The organism is Okeania sp. KiyG1 (genome assembly GCF_014132355.1).
In the GTDB taxonomy this organism is placed as follows: domain Bacteria; phylum Cyanobacteriota; class Cyanobacteriia; order Cyanobacteriales; family Microcoleaceae; genus Okeania.
This window is the reverse complement of record NZ_BLZO01000097.1, coordinates 33,073-52,169: the sequence shown is the minus strand read 5'-3', so window position 1 is coordinate 52,169 and position 19,097 is coordinate 33,073. Positions and strand designations below refer to the sequence as shown.

Here is a 19,097-nt window from a genome sequence, read left to right as displayed (position 1 = left end):
TACCTAAATTAAACCAGTATATTTTGTGTTTGTCAATACCCTTTTGTAAATTATTGTTAAAGTATTGAGCCTGAAACAATAGCCTTACTTTCTACAAAAGTTTTCTTAACCCGTGAGTCATAATTTACTCTAAGTTCTCAGCTAGCTTCTTGAAGCCATACTCATTTGCGTGGAGTTGAGTAGGATTATTAAATTCTGTCTAGTTACGAATAAATACCTGTTAGTGGAGTGGAAGTGTATCCTAGCCGCACATATATTAGGATATGCCACTGAGGGAACTTACATACCGGAAAAACTTGTCAAGTTTCAGGCATTGGTAATTTTAATCTCATCTGGCCAGGGGTACACCTGTATACTTGTAGTGAGTAGGCTCACTGCAAGTTACTTATTTTAATGATTTTAGTTAGAGTGATTAGTCTCACTTGCCCTAATTTTCATTTAACCACTATATTAACCAGTATATTTTATGTTTGTCAAGAGACTTTTATAAATTATTATAAAGTATTGAGTCTGAAGCAATGGCTATAATCTCTACACAAGTGTTCTTAACCCGTAAGTCATAATTTCTGCTAAGTTCTCAGCTAGTATCCTAAAGCTATTTTTAAGCTTCCATCTGCCAACTTTCGTTGGTTGTAAAAAGCCATGAGCTGTAGTATTTCTGAGAGCTTTTGCTAATTTTACAGCCTCTTGCCAATTACAAACAGCTTGGGAACTAACAAGCCAATGGTTAATAATTTTAGCATCTCCTGCTGTTACTCCAAGAAACTCAGCGATCGCCTCATCTTCTTTTTTAATTAACCATTTTTCAAGATTTGATTTTTCTTTGGGAGTAGGAGGTTCTAATTTAGAATAACTTGGTAAGCTACACTTGTTGATAAAATCCTGAATTATTTTTGGTTTAGTATTTCTTTCAAAATAATTCATCAACCCTTTGGCAGTAATTTCAAAACCCGAATAAGCAATAACAAGTCGCCATTGAACTCCTCGTAACTTTTCATGTGGAGTACGACCTTTCTTACGAGAAAAACTTTCATCCCCAATAGTAGGGTATTTCCAATCAACTGCTGCTTGTGTTAGAGCTACTCCTCTAGTGAGAGCTTTGATAACCTTGTCTATGTGTTCTACACTCTCAGAATGCTCTGGAGAAAAATAAACAAGTTTTTCTTTAATCATAGTGCGTTTACTCTGGTCATCTTTCCAAGAATTGTCAGGTGCAAAAATATTCCAGACATTATTCCAAACATTTCTCAAATTTTCTGCTACTTCTGTGGAATTTTCCATAATTTTTGCCCAATTTTTTAGAGTTCTGATAATTCTGCACAGTCTGATAACCATTCGATATTTTGCGTAAGTCCTGTTAGTACTAATCTCCCAATATTTCATCAACAGTAAAAGTTACATTAGGCAAAGCTTGAATTGACAAAGTTTCACCGCTCTTAAAAGTCTGTACAATCTCATAACCATTCGCAGTAGGTTGTCGATAAACTTCCAGACATTTTTCAGTCAGATTTACCAACCAAACTTCAACAATATTATTCTCAGCATATAAGGGAACTTTTACTTCTCGGTCATATTTAATTGTTGTATCTGACACCTCTATAAGGAGAAATACATTTTCTGGTTGAGGTTGTTGAGTCTCATAAAAATCTGGTCGTCGTTGCAACAAACTGATATCTGGTTCTGGTTCAGAATTATTATTCAATCTTACAGGAATTTGAATTCCCACAGTAACAGTCTGTGCTAAACGCAAAAAGAACAGTTCATTAAGACGGTTGACACAACCTGCATGGCGAATACCCATAGGGGACATTGTGATAATTTCTCCTCGGATTAGTTCTACTCGTTCATTTTCAGTTAATACTCCTGCTTCCAGCATTTTATAGTACTGGTCTACAGTAAATAGTCGTCGCAATAATTGTACAGACATTATCTAACTCCTTGAGAATAATTGTATTAAGCATTCAGCTATTTTTTAGTTATAACTCAAAGCTTTTTTTACCGAAAAATTGTGGTTTAAAGCCTCCCCCTTTTAAGGGGATAATAAAGGAAAAATTTCATTATTAGTCAATCCTCTCCTTGAAAAGAAGAGGTAATTATTAATTATTAATTATTAATTATTGAATAATACTCAGAACACAATAAATTTATATAGTATTGGGTAATTAATGTTGAAAATTTCTGTTAATCTCCCAATATTTCATCAACAGTAAAAGTGAAATTAGGCAAAGCTTGAATTGTCACAGTTTCACCGCTCTTAAAAGTCTGCACAGTCTGATAACCATTCGCTGTAGGTTGTCGATAAACTTCCAAACATTTTTGAGGAAGATTTACCAACCAAACTTCAGCAATATTATTCTCAGCATATAAAGGAATTTTTACTTCTTGGTCATATTTAACTGTTGTGTCTGACACTTCTATGAGGAGAAATACATCTTCTGGTTGAGGATGTTGAGTCCGATAAAAATCTGGTCGTTGTTGCAGCAAACTAATATCTGGTTCTGGTTCAGAATTATCGTTCAATTTTACAGGATCTTGAATTCCCACAGTAACAGTCTCTGCTAAACGCAAAATGAAAAGTTTGTTCAGACGTTTCACACAAGCTGAGTGATGAATACCAATAGGGGACATTTTGACAATTTCTCCTCGGATTAGTTCTACTCGTTCATTTTCAGTTAATATTCCTGCTTCCAGCATTTGATAATACTGGTCTACAGTAAATAGTCGTCGCAATAATTGTACAGACATTACCAACTCCTTGAGAATAATTATATGAATTTGTTGATGTATAACAATTATATTTATTATAAATATTCTTGCCTAACTTTAAAAAGCGTTTCGGTCTGGAATGCTCCGCAAACAGATACCATTATCTATACACAAATTTTTAAGCTGGTAGCTAGTTAACTTGTTAATAATTCTATCAAGTCCTCAGTTATCGGACAACCAGTTTCCCTTTCAAAATGAAGAAACATCGGACTAAAATTCGCCTCCAGGAAAATAAAATCTCCATTAGGTTTAAATCGCCAATCAATACCAGTCCATTTTAATCCAAATGCTTTAGTAATAGCCAAACATTGTCTTTTCATATCCTCTGGTGTTTCTAAATAAATTATTTTTGCTCGTTTATCTTCCCGAAAATCTAAGGAACTACTTCTAATTTCAGCAGAATAAACTTTTTCGCCAATCACATAACTACGAATATTTGTACCGGGAATAAATTCTTGGATAGTTACCGGAGAAATGCTTAATGCTAATTTCATCCGATTAATTTCTAGATGTTCTTTGGTTAAAAATTGAGTATGAGAACCTCCATAAACAGGTTTGAAAATTACATCTTTAAATGCTTGAGAAAATTCTAAAATTTCATCAGCATTATTAGTAATAATAGTCGTTGGAATAGTCACACCTATTTTATTTGCTAAACTTAATTGTAATGGTTTTTCTTGATGAAATTCATAAGCTTCCCAACCATTAACCCATTTATCGGGTTGAGACCGCATAAAAGAACGCAATAAACCCATCGAATCATTAACTGCTATTCTCTCCTGATATGAATCAGTTAATTTCGGAACATTGACCCCAGCAAAAGTCCGCCAAAAAATTTTATTTATATCTGCTAAATTCCATTTTCTGCCATCTGGAAATATTAAACATCCTGTGTGAGTAATAGGTTGCCAAGATATTTTTAACTTAGTAGGAAATAAACGAGTATCTAAATAATCAACTGTTATTCCTTTTTCCATCAGAGATTTTTTGAGATGGGCAGCATGAATATCTTCTTCATTGCCCAGAATTAATATCAAATTCGGTTGAATACTTATCATATATTTGGAGTAAGGGAGTAGGGGAGTAGGGAAGTAAGGGAGTAAGGGAGTAGGGGAGTAAGGGAGTAGGGGAGTAGGGGAGTAGGGGAGTAGGGGAGTAGGGGAGTAAGGGAGTAGGGGAGAAAGATTGTTTTTGGGTTTATCCTAGGGATAAGCTGGCGCTAACGTCCCTCAACCCAACCTACATCTATTGCAACATTTAAGATAAAACAGTCTATTAGGAGCCATGTAAGAATAAGTTGTACAAATTTTATCTGGGATAAATTGTGAAATATAGCTTCCATTAAAAAAACTGTTTAAGTTATTTTTACACGACTACTTACCAATAGACATCTGTTCATTAATTGATAATTGATAATGGATAATTGATAATTACCTCGGGTTTTAACCGTTACGGAATTGAATCTTACTACCGCTTTTTCCCCTTAAAAGGGGAGGTTTCAAGGCGCGAATTATTTAATGATTAATAATTAATAATTAATAATTCGGTAAAAATCAAAAATAAAATCAATTATTATCCATAAATTATCAATTTTTCCTCCCTGTTCCCTGTTCCCTCTTTTCTGGAGATGTCTAATAGCTTTCCCGTTTATTAACTACAGGACTTACGCATAACCACCATATCTAGAATGGCATTTGCGTTCCGCAAAGCTCCGAATCGCGCCCACTACAATTGGTGTATAATTTCACATTTTGCGTAAGTCCTGAACTAAATAAAATCAAGGTTTAAATTATCTAGAGATGAAACATCTTCTACGATCGCAATCAAATCTCCTGATACAGTAGATATATTGACTGAATTATTAACTATTTCAAAACTATAATCATTCAAACTTCCTGATAACTGAATTCGGTCTAAAGGAGCATCAAAATTTTGAATTAAAGCAAAGTCTGAATAACCAAAACCAAGATAAAAAGGAGACTCTGGGGAAGAACCAAGTATAAATTGATCTACTCCTTCTATTCCTGAACTACCAACTAATATATCAATTTCTCCCGTTCCCAAACTACCAGGAATGATTCGATCGCTGATGATGTCATATCCGATAACGCTAACACCAATAATTCTGGTATTGTTGCCGAAAGCATTAATAATATCATTACTATCATTGTCAGTAAAAAAACCAATGCGTTCAATTTCAAATTGTCCAAACTGAATGTAATGTTCTAAACCAGAACTAAATACTCCTCTGTTGATAGCAACATCAATACCAGGATAAGATTGCCGATAAATCTCTTCATTAAAATCTCTACCTTCTTCCCCTATCGCTAAAGTAGTTACTGTTCCTTCTTCCGAACCTACTTGAGTGATAATTTCATTATTAATAGGATCAGCACCACCTTCTTCTCCTACTGCTCTAGTTGTCGGTTCTCTGGGTGGCACTCCTATTGGAGCAGCGCCGCCTTCTTCTCCTACTGCTCTAGTTGTCGGTTCTCCGGGTAGTACTCCTATTGGATCGATACCACCTTCTTCTCCCAGTGCTTGAGTTGTAGGTATAGGTTCACTGAAACCACCTTCTTCTCCCAGTGCTTGAGTTGTAGGTATAGGTTCACTGAAACCACCTTCTTCACCTATTGCTTGAGTTGTAGGTATAGGTTCGTCACCATTTTCTGAATCATCAAAAGCTGTTGTTATAGCACCACCTTCTTCACCCAGTGCTTGAGTTGTTGCTATCAGTTGAGATGGATCGTTACCAGTATTAGGGTTAGCTTCAACTTGACTTTTTTGTAAAGACTCAAGAGTCTCTTGGTCATTTTCAAATGGATGTCTTATATTTTCCTTTGGATGTCTCATATTTTCCTTTTGTTCAACTTTTATTTATTATAGAAAGTACTGAAGATTGTTGAACATCTTCTATCAGTTATATCATGTCCGGATAATTAGTCAGGACTTACGCACGAATACTAAATCCAGTGAGGGCGTTTTGCTACCGCATAACTCCGTTAACGCTCCGCGACATTTAACGAAGTCAGAAGTCAGAAGTCAGTAGGGGCGAACGGCCGTTTGCTTCGCATAACTATCGTTAACGCCCGTACAGAAGTTATTTTTGTAACGGGGATTTAAGCCCCGCTCCAAAAATATTACGCCTTAAAAGGCGGGGTTTTAGACCCATGTTATTTTGATAAAGCGGAGCTTTGCGGAGCGCAAATGCCATTTGCTTCGCATAACTATCGTTAACGCCCCTACTTATGGCGTTTTCAAGGTGAATTTGCGTAAGTCCTGTTAGTGATAAAAAAACTTTCTCCTTTTCCTCCTCTTTATTCTTTCTTCTTCAGGACTTACGCACGGACACTAAATTCAGTGAGGGCGAATGCCATTCGCCCCTACATATACGGACACTAAATTCAGTGAGGGCGAATGCCATTTCCTAAGGTCATGCTCCGAATGGCGCCCCTACATATACGGACACTAAATTCAGTGAGGGCGAATGCCATTCGCCCCTACATATACGGACACTAAATTCAGTGAGGGCGAATGCCATTTCCTAAGGTCATGCTCCGAATGGCGCCCCTACATATGGTGTTTTCAAGGTTGATTTGTGTAAGTCCTGTTCTTCTTTCTTCCCTCCTGACTCCTGACACCTCCGTCATTTATTTATTAAGTATTCAACCGGACATGATATTACAGTATAGTTGAGAAACTTAGAAATATCGATCGCTATTTATAGATGAATAAACTACCCAATGACATAGATGAGGCACTCACTCAAGCTATAGAAGCTGCTAAGGCAGCTCTCCAAGATGGTTACAGTAGAATCCAAATCGAAATAGTTATTCCAGAAATTGAACTTCAAGCTCAATCTCTAGCAGCACAATTTATTCCTGCTTTACTTGAAGAAGGTATTCAACCAAAAGTCTTTTTTCCTGATACTGGTGCTGCAGCATTGGCAAGACGAGATTGGCAAGATGCGTCTTTTAAGGTCAAAGTAGAAGATATTGGTACAAGTAGGTCTCCAGTTGACAGCAAAATTGCACCGGAAGACGAATTTTTTCTGTTAATTGCCCTTTCTTCTGTAGAAGTGGCCCAGGCAGAAAAATTGTGTAATTTGGCAGGCGATCGCCCAGTTGTAATGTTAATTCCAAGATTAGAGGATGTATCTATTGTCGGAATTGGCTATGCTGCACGTCAACTCCGGGAAAGATTTCTTAAAACTATTGAATCTTGCTACTATATCAAGTCTTTTGGTGAGGGTGCATTGTATCGTTGTTATCCTTCTCCGTGGCAAGTTTGGCTTGAGGAAAATGGCCAGTATAGATTGATTGCAGAGCGGCCTGAAAAACCGATGGGAGATACGCTGGAAATAATTATAGCTCAAGCTACTGCTACAGTTCAAACAGATAGCTCTACTTCTTCTCAGCAAACTACTGCTAAACCACAACGGAAAGGATTTTTAGCTGAAGTTCAAAAATTCCTGCGTGCTTTAAGTAACTAAATTTTCAGGGACATGAACTTACTCAAAGTATTTTTCGTCTAAGGTAAGCCGACCCCAATTTTAATTGAAGCTACAATTTGTTTCAAATTAGTTACAATCTGGATTTGCCGGAAAATTAGGGTCGGCTGACTTCAGAAATTATGTTATTATATGTACAGATAAAATGAATAATATATTAGATGTTTGAATTAAATTTTCTGAGATTAAAATTTGACAAAAAAAGTCTATTTTGCCTTACTTAATGTAATTAAGTAGATAGAGGTCTAACTAGATATAATAGAAAATCTTTAAAAGTAAAAATGAAACAGAGACGTATTATCATTGGCGATGTACATGGGCATTATGATGGTCTGATGGTTTTGCTAGAGGCGATCGCCCCTGGAAAAGATGAAAATGTGTACTTTTTAGGGGATTTAATAGACCGAGGCCCGAAAAGTTCTCAAGTAATAGAATTTGTCAGAAAAAGCTCCTATCAGTGTCTACTGGGAAATCACGAACAAATGATGATTCAAGCTCTCTCAGATAAAGGAGGTAAAAAAGGAGCATGGGAAGCTTGGTTTTACAGTGGAGGGAATGAAACGGTAGAAAGTTATAGAGATACAGGAATTATGCCTTATGAAGATGTAGAGTGGATTAAGTCGCTGCCTCTGTATCTAGACTTAGGAGATATTTGGTTAGTTCATGCAGGGGTAAATCCACAATTGCCTATTCAAAAGCAAACCTATCATGAATATTGTTGGATTCGCAAAGAATTTCATTCTATTGAAAAGCCTTACTTTCCCAATAAGTTAATAATTATAGGTCATACTATAACTTTTACTTTTAATAATGTTGAGCCTGGAGAGTTAGTTCGTGGGCCAGGTTGGCTGAATATTGACACGAGTGCCTATCATCCTCGTAGTGGGTGGTTAACAGGATTAGATGTTGATAATAATATTGTTTATCAAGTTAATGTTAATAATAATGAAACTAGGAAAATGGCTGTAGAAGAACTTGTAAAACCTTATGTTCCCAAGCCAACTTTAAAAGTAGTAATGCAAGAACGTTTTTTGGCTAAAAAAAAGCACAAAGAGAAACTCAAAGTTCAGAACGATTGATGACCACATAATAATTTAGAATTTAGAATTTAGAATTTAGAATTATCTGTTCTTATAAATAAGAGGATTGGCTAAAATGATTTTTTATTTTTGTAAGCATTCAGGTATTATACGATTTTTAAAAAGAATGTTATGAATAATAAGCACCATAAAAATACTTTATCTGAAAGTATATTTGATGAAAAAGATGATTTAAAACATCAAAAATGGTATTAAATCTATTAATTATGCATTCTAAATTCTAAATTCTAAATTCTAATAAATACCCTAACTATTTCTAGCAAACATTTATCAATTTGGTATTAGCTGTCAGCTTGAGCGGACTAATACTCTACCCTTAAGAAGAGTGTTGAGATCAAAAAAACTTTAAGATTAAAGGAACTTGCTTTTGTAGTAATATTTAATTCTGGCTCAATTAATAAAGCTTTTATCGCCCACCAAAAATAATAGCTGTTAACGCAGTTCCTCCGATAGGAGGCTAGCTGATAGCTGAGGGCTGAATGCTTACTTATTTTTTATCCATGAACAGAGAGGCTTTATACCTAAAATTTTCGGTAAATATAAATATTAGATTAATGCTGAATGCAACTAGAAGAAAAACAACAATTAATTAGTTATTTAGGTCAATTTGTTACCCATGCTCGTTGGGAAAAAATTGTATCTGTTTTGCAACAAAGAACTCGTCATATTACTGTTATTTTAGAAGATATTTATCAACCCCATAATGCTAGTGCGGTACTCCGAAGTTGTGACAGTTTTGGGGTACAAGATGTGCATATTATAGAGAATAAAAATATATTCACAGTTACTCAAGGTGTTAGTGTTGGCTCAGACCGCTGGTTAACGTTATATCGTTATAATCAACAAGGCATAAATAATACTCAAGAATGTTTAAAAATGTTAAGAAGTGAGGGTTATATCATAGCAGCAACAACCCCTCATACAGAGCAAATAACTATTGAAGAATTATCTGTAAATACAAAAGTGGCGTTAATGTTTGGTTCAGAAATTAATGGGTTGTCAGAATATGCTCAAAATAATGCAGATGTGTCGGTAAAAATTCCAATGCAAGGATTTAGTGAAAGTTTTAATATTTCAGTGAGTGTTGCTTTGTGTTTATACGATTTGACAAATCGTTTGCGACGACAGCACAATAATTGGGAATTAACTGAAACAGAAAAATTAGATTTGGAATTAAATTGGCTGCGGAAATCTATTAAAGCTGGGGAACTTATTGAGAAGAAGTTTATTAGGAAGAAGGAAGAAGGAAGAGGGAAGAAGGAAGAAGACGTTTAGTTATCTAGGAGAGAAGGAAGGGGGAAGAAGGAAGAAGGCGTTTAGTTATCTAGGAGAGAAGGAAGAGGGAAGAAGGAAGAAGGCGTTTAGTTATCTAGGAAAAAAGGAAGAGAGAAGAAGGAAGAAGGCGTTTAGTTATCTAGGAAAAAAGGAAGAGGGAAGAAGGAAGAAGGCGTTTAGTTATCTAGGAAAAAAGGAAGAGGGAAGAAGGAAGAAGACGTTTAGTTATCTAGGAGAGAAGAAAGAGAGAAGAAGGAAGAAGACGTTTAGTTATCTAGGAGGTAGCTGGATAAGGTATATAGCTTTGAGTAGGTTAAATGTTGCACTTAAGGTCATAACCGAAACTCTGTAGGGGCGAATGGCCATTCGCCCCTACAATTTTAATATTGACAGGACTTGCGCAAAATCTTAGGTCATACACCATCTTCTGTTTATAATTTCTTGGATTACTTCAACATTAGACATCTCCTTCATGCATAGTAGGAACATTCCATGGAACATCCGTACAGGGAAATAATTGATAATTTCTGTACGATTATTGATTTGATTTTTTATTATTGAAGATGTCTATTTAATCTCCCCTACTCCCCTACTCCCCAAATTCCCCTCCTGGGAGGGGCTAGGGTGGGTCCCCTACTCTCAACTATATAATAAGTATTCAACCGGATTTGATATTATTCCCCCCACGCATTGGGCGGCTAGTGCAGAATGGCGGAAATAACTGACCAGTTACAAAACCCTAAAAGCCTTACCAATTAATACTTCTGACTTCTAACTTCTGACTTCTGACTTCCGCGTAGCGGCACTAGGGTAGCTCTGCATCATACCCAGAATCAGCAACGCCCCTGATTGAATAACACCGATGCTACCGGATTTGATATAACACCAAATTTATTTAATTGATTGAATTTTGTTTAAAAATAGGTTGACCCTCAGGGGATAAAACTATTTTACCTTGACTATCTCGTTCCACATCACGAAATAGATAATTACCAGAATCATCTCGTTCTAATATTAACTTTCCTCCAAGCATTTTATAACAAGGAGGATGAAATTGTGGCAGACCTTGATACTCAAAAACTTGACCTTTTTCATCTTGTAAAATCGGACTAACTACCAAATCGCCATTAGTATCAAATACCCAATCTTGAGTTTGTGGGTCTTGCAAAGGATTAGGATAAACAGGCATATCGTTTGATGTTTTAATTAACTCCCCATTACTATCGGTAAGGGGATAAATAAATACAGGTTTTTCTTCCTTATTGTAGACAAGTTCATTAGTTTTAATGTCTCGTAATGCCATAGCACCCGGTAATGGTGGCTTAGGTAAATCTAGGTCTGGATGAGGAGGGTGTAAACTTGGTAATTCAGTATTATTAGAAATATCATAATGTTTGGTAAATTGAACTGCAGCAGGTGTAAAATCAGAGCGTTTTAAAAACGCTTGAATGCCTTTTTGGTCAGCAGCAATTAATACATCTATATCGCTGACTTGCATTAATTCTGCTTTTTTAATAGCAGCAGTTACTAAGAGTAAAATATTTTCTTGTAGGCGATGTTCTGGTTGTACATACAATCCTAAAACCGAGCCGACACGCCTTGGTAAAAAAGGATTTTCTAGTTCATGTTCTGCTAAAAATTCTGCTGGTAAATCTGGGGGTGGAGCTTCATCATAACAGTAGACTAATATACAGCCGACAATCTGAATTTGATTGTTAGTTTCATACTCTAAAACATAACCAAAAGATAAAGGTTTACTCAGTTGATGGGTGACATATTTTTCAAAGTCAAAATTGGGTTTTATTTTCATGGAAGGGTCAATATTTTGCCGTTCGATGGCAAATTCTTTCCAGAGTGGAGCAATAGTTTGACTGTCTGCTGGAGTTGCTAATCTGTGAGTGTAATTCATGGTTTTTTAGTTAATGTTTTGTTTGATTTTTGGTTATGGAAAAGAGATAGTGAAAAAATCTAGTTTTTTCAGTTTAAGTTTGGGTAAATACCTGAAGATTATCGGAGATTTTATGGTGGTTTTTCCACTTTAATAGAGTTGCTAAAAATCATAAATCTTTTTTTGTGTAAGGTTGTTATTAGAGAGGCGATCGCTTACTTTGTATTGGTTGTTTTGAGTAGTTACTAGGCGATTCACTCTAGAGATCCCCCCTAGCCCCCCTTAATAAGGGGGGAACAAGAGTTGCAACATAATTTTAATTGTTTTTGACTTTCTCCAGAAAGCCCCCCTTTTCTAGGAGGTTGGGGGGATATATGCCAGTACTTCCCAACAAAGTAGTTAACTGGAGCGATCGCCTACTTGGTATTGGCTGTTATTTGACCAGTTTATATTTGGGGATAGTTAGGTAATCTGTAGGGGCGTTAACGATAGTTATGCGAAGCAAACGGCCGTTCGCCCCTACAAGGTTTGGAGAATGCTACAAATATTTATGGTCGTACTGGCCTATTATTGTTAGGGTTCAAAGTGCTGAGAAGGTCTAGGAAAGAAGCTTTCACTTCTGATTTTAGTTCTGAGTTCGCCCAATTCCATAAACCTTCCCACATCTGTTCATAGGTATCCCAATTTGTTATAGCATTGTATAGCTCCTTAAGACCATCAGCTTTTTTGATATCTTGATAGCCTTCTATTTCCTCTATATCTTTCTTTAAGTCTTTGGCAACTGCCTTAAAGTGTTCCTTTAACTTATACTTCTTAACATCGTCTTCCCATCCCTCTTTAAGGTCTTTCCATGCCTTACCAGCACCTTTTTGTAATCCCTTCAACCCATCAGTAGCACCGTCAATAACCTTGCTAACAGCTATAGCAGTATAACCAGCATTTTCTATTGCATTAACTAGGGGATCTGCAAAAGTATCTTTAGCGTAGGTTTTAGCTGAACTAATAGCAGCTTTCAATATTTCACCAATGCCATCTACCCACTCACCTTTTTCTATTGACTGAATCCCCTTACTAATCTTCTGTGGTGCTTTTGATAGTACCTTCACCGTATTAACAAAAATTTTGTGAAACTTATCGCTCAGACAGAACTCGCACTGAATAAATTTTGCAATGTCACTTGCCTTATCATTCCAGATGCTTGCAATATTACCAATTCCATTCAACCAACCATGAATCCCTCCTTTCTCAATTGCCTTCCCTAATTCCAAAACTGTATTACCAGCACTACCCAAGTAATCCAAAACTTTAACAGCAGTCTGATTAAATACACCTGCAAAATTTTGACCGATGGAAATAGCAGCATTAAAAATATTACTAATTCCCGCCAATAAATCTCCTTCTTCTATACCTTTAATGCCCTTATAGATTTGAACTGGGGCTTTTTCTAGGCTCTTGAATACTTGAAGCATGAGCTTTTTAGTTATAGTAGAGCATTTGTTGATGAAAGGTTTCATCCAACTGCTTGCGGCACCAGCAACACCACCAAGGATTTGCAGAAAACCCAGAATGCTTTCACCTGATTGAATCGAACGCACCCCTTCATAAGCTGATTTAGCAATAGAAGTTAATCCTTGTATTGCTGTCTTTGCTCCTTGACTGAGTACGTTGCCAAAGCCAGCAGTCATTGCATTCAAGCCACCCATTACTGCTCCAAAAATTGCTCCAGCCCAGTCGCCATTAATGGCAGCTTGGATAGCACTAATTCCTGCATTGGCAGCACTTAAAGCCCAGCCTATAGGAGCTAAAGGTGTAAAGCTAATAATTGCTCCAACAATACCAATCACAGTGGAAACTACCCCCAATAGCTCATTCCAAAACGCTTTCTTCCGCGCTTTCCGTTGGGCAATACGTTGCTCAATAATTTGCTCCAATATCCCCCGCGACTGCTGTGCCAAGTCTTCGGAAATATCAACCGCTTGCTCTGCTAAAGCAACTTTATTCAACACTTCCAAATACAAAGGATCGATAACATCCCGCTCTTCTAACAAGTCGCCCGATCGCTCTAATTCTTTCAACAATTTCCGGGAAGCACCTTGCAAGTCTGATTCTGCTTGCTGCAACAATTGAGTATCCAACTGTTCCTCTAAGTCGATACGGTTAATCTCTGTTTTGTACTGCTCTATTTGCCCAATCAAACCATCCATTGCAGTCAAGAGATTTTCCTGAATATTCTCAGCTTCTTTGCCTTGCAATGCTAGATGAATATCGCCCCGCGCTTCTGCTAATAATGCTTTGACATCATCGGGTAATTCTGGTTGGTTGGTTTCTAGGTTTTGCAGGTTGGTTAGTAGTCCGGCGAGTTGTGTTTGTAATTGCGCCTGGTTTTCGGTTGCCTCCAGGTTATCCAAACCTACGCTACCGCGCACTTGATTCAAACTTTGTCTCAAGTCTTCTTCTGCTTGCAGTTGTTGCAGGTGTTCTATCCGTGCTTGAGTTTCTAAACGCTTGCGTTTTAATTCTAGTCGGTCTCGCTCTTGTCGCGCTGCCACTGCTGCATCTATTTCTGCCTCTCTGTTTTGGGCAATTTCTTGCTCTAACTGTGCTTGAGCTAGATTCAACTGTTCGATGGTGACTAGGTGGATGAAGGTTTGTTCGGTTTGTTCGCGGATGCGGGTAATACCGTCTAACCGCGCTTTGGCAACTGCTAACTCCTGTTGTTTTTGCTCCCGCTCTGCCTGAGTTTCTGCAACTTTGGCATTTAACTCATTCAATATTTGTTGGGCGGTTGCTTGTTGTGTTTGTAATGTCTGCATCTGTGCTTGGGCGGTTTCTTTTGCCCGCCGGAACGCATCTGCTTGTGCTTGGGCACGACGTTGTAATTCCCGGTTATGGAGCATTTCCCTGTAGTAGCGGTCTGCTAATATCCGGTCTTCGGGACGCGCTAAACCTCCAGCACTACTACTACCTTTGTCGCTTGCTAAGTCGTCGTAGTCGCGGTAATAAATTTCGGCTGCGGTCGCAATGTCGTTATATTTGGCCACGTCTAATAAATGTTTGGCTTCGTGATAGCCAGCATCGGCGACAGTCTGCAAACGTTGGAGAATTTGGAACTCTAAATCATTGACTTGTTGCTGTTTTTGTGCTAATTGCACGGTATAGTTGGCATTGGACTGGGTAGCTTCTACGAGAGCGCGGAGAATTTCTTGATGTTCTCTGGCTGCTTGCAAGTGTTGGTCATTTTGGAGGAGCAGGTCGGTTTTGAGTTGTTGCAGGGGTTCTGTTAACGCCTGACTGGCTTTTTCGGCTTGTTCGGCTAAACGTTGGGCTTCTGCTAGAGCTTCCCGTGCATCTTGTAATTGTTGTTTTAGGTTGCTGGTATCGCCATCGGGGTCGTTGATGTAGGCATCCAGCAGTCGTTGTTCGGCGAGAATGACTTCGTTTTGGGCGGTTAGCAGGGTACGTTTTTGAGTGAGGGCGGTTTTTTGGGCGGTTAACACTGCTGCTTTGTTGACGAGCATTGGCAAGGATTTTTCTATCTGGGCGTTTTTGGTGTTGAGGTCGTCTAAACCAGTGGTAATACCTTGGGCGACCAGCTCGTTAATTTTTTGCTCATTTTCCTGTTGCTGTTGTTGCAGGTTTGTGGTAAGTTGTTGCACTGCTGCCAACTCTTCACTCAATACGACGCTCTGACGTTCTACCCATAATTCAGATTCGGCAATTTGTTGTTGAGTTTGGATGGCTTGTTGATTGAGTTCGCCCCGACGTTCTAAAATATCGGCAACTGCTGCGCGATATTCTGCGGAGTCGGTATCGTATTCTTGCCACTGTTGTTTAACTTTGGCATTTTGTGCTTTTGCTTCTGCCTCTGCTTCTTTTAGTTGTTGTCGGAGGGTGGGTAATAGTTCTTCAAAAAGTTCTAACTGAGTTTGCGCTTGAGGAATGTCGCTCCGTGCTGCTTCGAGTTCGGCAAATAAATTACGAGCTTCTTTGACAGCAGGGTGAGCTTCATTGGCTGCATCGTTGGCTTCAACCCACTGATTTTTCAGAGGTTCGAGGCGTTCTTTTGCTTTCCGCCATTTATCTGCTTCGGCAAGATGGTCAGTTCCTTGTTGTCGGAGTTGGGGAAATATTTGCGAGTAGTTTCTCCAAGTAACCCAATGATGGTCTGTATGTGTGACAAGTTCATTCCGACATTTTTTCTTTCCAGTCCACTTGCGACTGCAAACCCGACGCCATTCTGACCATGTAGGACCATTTTTCCGACTCCGCGCCCAATGATATGCTGCTTGTTGTTCGTACCATGCTGCTTGACTTAAAAGCGAATGACCTTGTGCTGTATGGGTTGCCTCTTCTGCTTTTGCTTTATCGTATAAAGCTTGCAGTGGGTTGCGACCTTCTACAGCATTGGCATTAAGAATAACATCTGGATTAGTTGTATTTAACTGTTGGGCTATTTCTGTATTGGGAGTGTTTCCTTGTAATGTTGCTGCTGTGAGTAGATCGACTGCTGTACCGTTATCGGGATATTTGGCTAAAAATGCTGCTCGCCGAGTTTTCTCATCTCCTGGTGTTGCAAGATAATCTGCTAATTCTTGGGACTCAACTCCATAACGAATGGCAATAGGAGCAATTTCTTCCCACAATTTCGCATCCTGTTCTATCCGCAATTTCAACTTTTCAATGGCATCCTCTGTAGAAGTAACGCTACTATCCAATTCGTCGGCACGACTTTCTACAACTCCCAAGGTAGTAATGCCATCCCTTAAGTTTGCCTCACTGCGGTTATATTCCCCATCGGGGTCAGCCAAATTACCAGTAATATAATCAATCAATTCATCAACTGATTTAGATAAATTCTGCTGACTGTTACCCAATTCTTTTGTTTGCTGATGACCTGCTAATAATTGTTCGGTCCAATTGCTGGCATTATTGGTCAAGTCTTGGCGAATTTGGTCTGTGAGTTGGACGTAATTCTGTACCGTATTAGTTTCTTGTGCTGTTTCGGCTGCATTTTCGGAATTTAACTGAGATTCTAATGCTTGTAAACGTTTATAGTTGCTGTCTAATTTTTGTCGAATTTCTATTTCTTGTTGTTGGCGCAATGGTGTCAGAGCAGCATTAGCCTGATTTAATAAGTCTTCTAGTTCGTCAGCAGCTTGCTGATTTTGTGTTTTCAATTCTTCGAGGTTGGTCTCCTGCTGTTGCAACTGTTCTATTAAATTAGTCAGTGCTTGTTTGCTGGTTTCATCGGTGGCATTTGCTAATTGTTGTTCGGCGTTGGCAGTCCGCAGTTTGGCATTTTCTACCTGGGCGGTTAATGCTGTGTCCCGCTCCTGTAATTGTTGGATGGAACTATTGACTTGTGGCTCGACTTGTGTTAGGAAGAAATCAACATCGGATTCAGACGCCAGAATGCCAAAGCCAACGAGTTGACGTAAAGCATCTCCCTGAAGTTGAACTGTTTGCGCTAATTCTGTGGCAAGGTTTTGCATCTGAGCTTCAGCAGCAGCAATAGTTTGAGTATGTTGATTTTCCTGAATTTGTAATGGCTGTAAACGTTGGTTAACTGTATTTATCTGACCATTAATATTGTCTACTTGCGTCTGTAGTTGGGCAATATCTCCCAGATTTGCTAACTGTTGTTGTTGACTGTTAATTTCTGTCTGCTGTTGGCCTATCTGTTGATGTAGTTCGCCAATTCTTGTCTGAGCTTGTTGTCGTTGCTGCCAGGCTTTATTGCGTTGGTCTGCAATGAAAGAAGCTTGCTGTAAATATGCGCGATAAGCTGATGCTTCACCAGGGTTATAGCGGTTGTTAGCCCAGATTCGTTGTTGGCTTTGTGTGGCTAAGTTGGCATAATATTGCTGTGTTGCTGCCATATCTGGATCGCGGTCAATGAGGCTGCGCAATAGCAAGTGTTGATTTGCTAGTTGTAGTTGGCTGAGTGCGAGTGATTTTTGAGTATCAGTAAGAGATTCTTGGAGGATTTTTCCTTCATCTAGACTTTCTTGGGCTTGAGTTAATTGGGTTTGTAGGGATGCTAAAGTTGAGCGATCGCTTGCTCCTGCTTGACGGATGGCGATTAATGCTTCTGTAGCATTGGTTCGGGTTTGATTGGCTGTTTGCCATTGTTGCCAATTATCTTGATATTGTTGTTGAAAGATTCCAGCCCTGTTGAGCAACTCTAGGCGACTATCGAGGCGATTTATTTCTCCTTCGACTTGCGACAGATAATTGTTGGTGATTTCTATTTCGCGGTATTTGTCGATTAGTTGTTTTTCCAGGAGCGAGACTTGTTGATGGAGATTATTTAATTCGCCGTTTAATAGGTCTAACTCCTGTTGCTGTTGTTGCAACTGGTTATTTAAACTTTCTATTTTTTGTTGCTCTTGCTGAATGTTAGTTTCTAGAGCGTTTAACTGTTGGCCAATAGTTTCTAGTTGTTGTTGTTGTTGTTGCAAAGTTGCTTGTTGGTTGGCAAGTTCGTTTTGTAATGCTTGCTGTTGCTGAATTAGAGGTTGTTTTTCTTGGTTGAGTTTGTTAATTTGCTCTTGGGTTATGGCAATTTGCGGTTGCAAGCTAGCATTCAACTGTTGTGCTTGTACGGTTGCTACATCTCGCTGTTGGGCTGCATTATTAGCTGCTGCTTGATGAGCGTTGCGGTTTGCTTCTGCTTGTGGGTTGTGAACCCAACCGTAGATAGGAACATTTCGTTTTCCTTGTCGCTGATGACCAACAACTCCCCAAGTCCGAATTCTTCCATTCCAATAATTAGCAGAATTCTGATGATACTGCCGTTGTTGTTCGTGATGGTTAGCAACAGCATAAGCTTGATTAATTTGATTTTGATAACCTTGCGCAACAGAATGCTGTTCCTGAATTTCGGCATCCTTAGCACTAATTTGATTCTTAATATCAGTAATTTGCCCCTGAGTTTCAGCGATAACCACTTCCTGCTGCTGAATTTTACCCGCTTTTGCTGCCCGAGCATTTTCAGTCTGAGTTAACTGACCTTCCAAAGAATTTAAACTCTCATAAGTTTGAGCGATCGCCTCCTCAGTTCCCGAAATCTCCAGCTCTTTTACCCCAATCTGATTTTCTTTTGCCGGAATTTGATTATCTACCAACTCTGCTTTCTGTAAACCAAGGTTGCGATACTCATCATAGAGTTTGCCCAGAGATTCTTGCGCCTGAACTTTTTCCGTCTCAGCATTAGCAAGACGTTGCTCTAAATTATCGAACCCTTCCAAGAAATTCGCCCCACTTCCCTCAACATCATAGAGAAAATCAAGATACTGCTCTACTGGTATGTTATCCGCAATAGTAGAATTTTTAGCAGCCTGCAATTCCTCAATTAGAGAAGAAATAGCCAACCTTTCCGGGGGAGTCTGCAACTGCCAGAGCTAACTGGTCTTTCTGTAAATTTGCCCAGTCTAACTCCAACGTTATAGTTTCCAAATAATTTTGCCAGTCATTGAGTTGCTGAGTCAAAGTCTCACTTGGGGTTTGCAGCAAAGCAACAGTTAGTTGTTGCATCGTTTCCTCAATGTGTAACTTT

Annotated in this window: 12 protein-coding genes; 4 read left to right on the top strand and 8 right to left on the bottom strand. The window is 38.6% G+C overall.

Annotated elements, in window-relative coordinates; all coding sequences use genetic code 11:
• Positions 1–531: 531 nt before the first annotated feature.
• The 5 genes from SAGCYANO_RS23795 to SAGCYANO_RS23775 all read right to left on the bottom strand — a co-directional run bounded on the left by SAGCYANO_RS23795 (position 532) and on the right by SAGCYANO_RS23775 (position 5,619).
• Positions 532–1,335, bottom strand: a complete 804-nt coding sequence (locus tag SAGCYANO_RS23795; RefSeq protein WP_237396596.1) for a hypothetical protein — start codon at positions 1,333–1,335, stop codon at positions 532–534.
• 28 nt (positions 1,336–1,363) lie between these two features.
• Positions 1,364–1,927, bottom strand: a complete 564-nt coding sequence (locus tag SAGCYANO_RS23790; RefSeq protein WP_202222351.1) for a Uma2 family endonuclease — start codon at positions 1,925–1,927, stop codon at positions 1,364–1,366.
• A gap of 254 nt (positions 1,928–2,181) precedes the next feature.
• A complete protein-coding gene (locus SAGCYANO_RS23785; RefSeq protein ID WP_202222350.1) occupies positions 2,182–2,745 on the bottom strand; it encodes a Uma2 family endonuclease in 564 nt (187 codons plus the stop codon).
• 155 nt (positions 2,746–2,900) lie between these two features.
• On the bottom strand, positions 2,901–3,824 hold the full coding sequence (locus SAGCYANO_RS23780; protein WP_202222349.1) for a RimK family alpha-L-glutamate ligase: 924 nt from the start codon (positions 3,822–3,824) through the stop codon (positions 2,901–2,903).
• A gap of 709 nt (positions 3,825–4,533) precedes the next feature.
• Positions 4,534–5,619: a hypothetical protein gene (locus tag SAGCYANO_RS23775; protein WP_202222348.1), complete on the bottom strand. Its 1,086-nt coding sequence runs from the start codon at positions 5,617–5,619 to the stop codon at positions 4,534–4,536.
• Between the two features lie 874 nt (positions 5,620–6,493).
• On the opposite strand from SAGCYANO_RS23775, the gene SAGCYANO_RS23770 reads away from it, so the two are divergent.
• The 4 genes from SAGCYANO_RS23770 (at position 6,494) to SAGCYANO_RS23755 (ending at position 10,003) form a co-directional block, all read left to right on the top strand.
• On the top strand, positions 6,494–7,258 hold the full coding sequence (locus SAGCYANO_RS23770) for a DUF1995 family protein (protein ID WP_202222347.1): 765 nt from the start codon (positions 6,494–6,496) through the stop codon (positions 7,256–7,258).
• 299 nt (positions 7,259–7,557) lie between these two features.
• Positions 7,558–8,355 carry a metallophosphoesterase family protein gene (locus SAGCYANO_RS23765; RefSeq protein WP_202222346.1) on the top strand — a complete coding sequence of 266 codons (798 nt, stop codon included), beginning with the start codon at positions 7,558–7,560 and terminating at the stop codon, positions 8,353–8,355.
• A gap of 582 nt (positions 8,356–8,937) precedes the next feature.
• Entirely contained in the window at positions 8,938–9,651 is a 714-nt protein-coding gene (locus SAGCYANO_RS23760) for an RNA methyltransferase (protein WP_202222345.1), read from the top strand.
• Positions 9,590–10,003, top strand: a complete 414-nt coding sequence (locus tag SAGCYANO_RS23755) for a hypothetical protein (protein ID WP_202222344.1) — start codon at positions 9,590–9,592, stop codon at positions 10,001–10,003. The genes SAGCYANO_RS23760 and SAGCYANO_RS23755 overlap by 62 nt, the downstream gene beginning before the upstream one ends.
• 543 nt (positions 10,004–10,546) lie before the next feature.
• On the opposite strand, the gene SAGCYANO_RS23750 is transcribed toward SAGCYANO_RS23755, so the two are convergent.
• From SAGCYANO_RS23750 to SAGCYANO_RS23740, 3 genes are all read right to left on the bottom strand, one after another.
• A complete protein-coding gene (locus tag SAGCYANO_RS23750) occupies positions 10,547–11,560 on the bottom strand; it encodes a hypothetical protein (RefSeq protein WP_202222343.1) in 1,014 nt (337 codons plus the stop codon).
• 527 nt (positions 11,561–12,087) lie between these two features.
• Positions 12,088–18,912 carry a hypothetical protein gene (locus SAGCYANO_RS23745; RefSeq protein WP_202222342.1) on the bottom strand — a complete coding sequence of 2,275 codons (6,825 nt, stop codon included), beginning with the start codon at positions 18,910–18,912 and terminating at the stop codon, positions 12,088–12,090.
• Positions 18,890–19,075, bottom strand: a complete 186-nt coding sequence (locus tag SAGCYANO_RS23740; RefSeq protein ID WP_202222341.1) for a hypothetical protein — start codon at positions 19,073–19,075, stop codon at positions 18,890–18,892. Before SAGCYANO_RS23740 ends, SAGCYANO_RS23745 begins: the two co-directional genes overlap by 23 nt.
• Positions 19,076–19,097: the final 22 nt, after the last annotated feature.